The sequence below is a fragment of the Bifidobacterium sp. POST2/T3 (B1) genome (assembly GCF_058197115.1).
Window position 1 is genome coordinate 1 of sequence record NZ_JBVPQK010000427.1, and the last position, 2,184, is coordinate 2,184.

At 62.0% G+C, this 2,184-nt stretch carries 3 protein-coding genes; 2 read left to right on the forward strand and 1 reads right to left on the reverse strand.

The annotated features are described in order from the left end of the window. Positions 1-754 (forward strand): glutamate ligase domain-containing protein (locus AC0AP0_RS12435; protein WP_490430709.1); only part of this gene is annotated, 754 nt, incomplete at its 5' end. Next, on the forward strand, positions 751-2,028 hold the full coding sequence (locus AC0AP0_RS12440; RefSeq protein WP_490430710.1) for a cell division protein FtsQ/DivIB: 1,278 nt from the start codon (positions 751-753) through the stop codon (positions 2,026-2,028). The genes AC0AP0_RS12435 and AC0AP0_RS12440, both read left to right, overlap by 4 nt. On the opposite strand, the gene AC0AP0_RS12445 is transcribed toward AC0AP0_RS12440, so the two are convergent. Then, the coding region (locus AC0AP0_RS12445; RefSeq protein ID WP_490430711.1) for a D-aminoacyl-tRNA deacylase at positions 2,021-2,184 on the reverse strand (164 nt) is incomplete at its 5' end. The two genes, AC0AP0_RS12440 and AC0AP0_RS12445, sit on opposite strands and share 8 nt — an antisense overlap.

Consider the following 2,184-nt stretch of genomic DNA (forward strand, 5'->3'; position numbering starts at 1 on the left):
TCTGGGCTTGGTCCGCATCGGGTCCGAGTCCGAGAGCAGCGGCAGCGGCCGTGAACATTGCCGTCTGGCTCTCCCCGTGCAGGTGCTCCGGGCGGCAGGGTTGGATGCCAGCAAGCCGCTTGATCTGCAGGTGGATTTGGCGATTCCCGGCATCCACAACGCCCGCAATGCAGCAGCAGCCGTCATCGCCGCCGTCCTGCTGGGGATGGATCCTGATACGGCCGCCGCTTCCGCCGCCGACTTCCGTGGTGCCTCTCGACGCTTCGAGGTCCGCGGATGCCAACATGGGGTCACCGTAGTGGACGATTACGCCCATCATCCCACGGAGATCGCCGCCCTGCTTACCGCCGCCAGGCGACGCTATCCGGGCCGGACCATCAGGGTGCTCTTCCAGCCTCACCTGTATTCGCGCACCGCCATCTTCTCCGACCGGTTCGCTGCCGCTCTGTCCCTGGCGGACGATGTGACGGTAACTGACATCTTCCCCGCCCGTGAGCTGGCCAGCGATTTTCCGGGCGTGGATGCCGGCACCATCCCTGCCGCCGCCCGCAAGGCATCGGACCACAAGCCCCAGAACTCAGGACATAAGTCGACTGAGACCGTCTTCCGGGCCTGCTCGGACATGCGTCAGGCCGCTCTGGATCTGGCCGAACGAGCGGAGCCTGGGGATGTGATCCTGACCGTGGGCGCCGGCGATATCACTGCCATGGGGCCGGTCATTCTCGACAAGCTGGCTGAACGGGATGAGCAGTGAAGAACGGCAAGAGTCGCAGGGCCTCCAGTGGAGCCTCGTCCAGAACCAGGGCAGTCCGGGCCGCAAAGGCCGCACGGACTGCCCGGTCTGGGCGCACCAGGCCTTCGGAAGAGGAGCAGCGGACCGGTAGAACCGCCAGATCGGGCAAGTCGGCCGCCTCCGATGCTTCAGCACAGGCCAGCTGGTCCAAGGTGGAAAAAACAGGTGGCGAGGGCAGGCGCCTTAAGCGGTCCAAGCGTCTCAAAGGTTCGAAGCGTTTCAGGGGTCGTCCGAGTCGTTCCAAGAATACAAGCGGCACACGGACTCGTAGCGCCAGATCCGCCTCATCATCCTCCCGCGCTCTGATAAAAGGCAGTAGCGTATCAGTTTCCAAGTCTGCGGCATCCAAGTCCGCGACCTCACGCTCGACAAGTTCGGCCGGAGGATTCGTCGATGCCCGGGCCATACCGCCGGACCGACCCGTCTCAGGCAGGATAGGCACTGATCAGGAAGATCAGGGGCTAGGGATCTTCGTTCGGCCCAAGGTTCTGGATTTTCAGGCTCGGGTGCGCGAGAAGAAGAAGGTCAGCCGCAGGCTGGTCCTGATCCGGACGGGTGTCGTCCTCCTGGTCATGGTTCTGATAGCAGGACTGGCATGGCTGCTTTTTCTCTCGCCGGTCTTCCGCCTGCAAACCGACAAGATCAACGTCAGCGGCGGCAATGCCTGGGTGTCCAACGATCGAGTGGTCTCAATCGTGACCAATCAGGGGGATCGCTCTCTGCTGCTGATTTCCACCAATGGCGTCGAGCAGGAGATCAGCGGCATGGCCGGGGTGACCGATGCCAAGGTCCATAAGTGTTTTCCGCACGGTCTGGAGGTGACCTTCGATGCCCAGGAGCCTACTGCGGTCTTCAAGGATGCGCAGCGGAAACTGACGGCTGTAGACAGGCAGGGCAGGGTGCTCAATACTGTGTCCAAGCCAGTGGAGGGGGTGCCGGTCATCCAGGTTGCCACTGTCAAGCGTGCCCAGCAGGATCAGGCGGTCAGGCAGACTCTGCGGATTCTGTCAACCATGCCGGAGGCCATGCGCCATTCTGTGACCAAGGTGACTGCGAAAACCCAAGACTCCATCACCACCGAGCTGGACCAGGGCAAACATGTCATCATCTGGGGCGACGGCTCCGATCTGAAGCTCAAGCAGGCCGTGGTCGACAAGATTATCAACGATCCATCTAAGATTGGCGATAAGCATCAACTGGATGTGTCGGCGCCTCTTAGGCCCATTGTCAAATAGTCGCTGAAGGAGCTGCCGGCTTCATCAATCTATCGGTGTCCAGCAGGATGGTCACCGGTCCGTCGTTGACCAGATCCACTCGCATGTGGGCGCCGAAGCGTCCGGCGGCAACCGGCACACCGGTTGCCTCCAAAGCTCGGTTCAGATCCTTCCAGA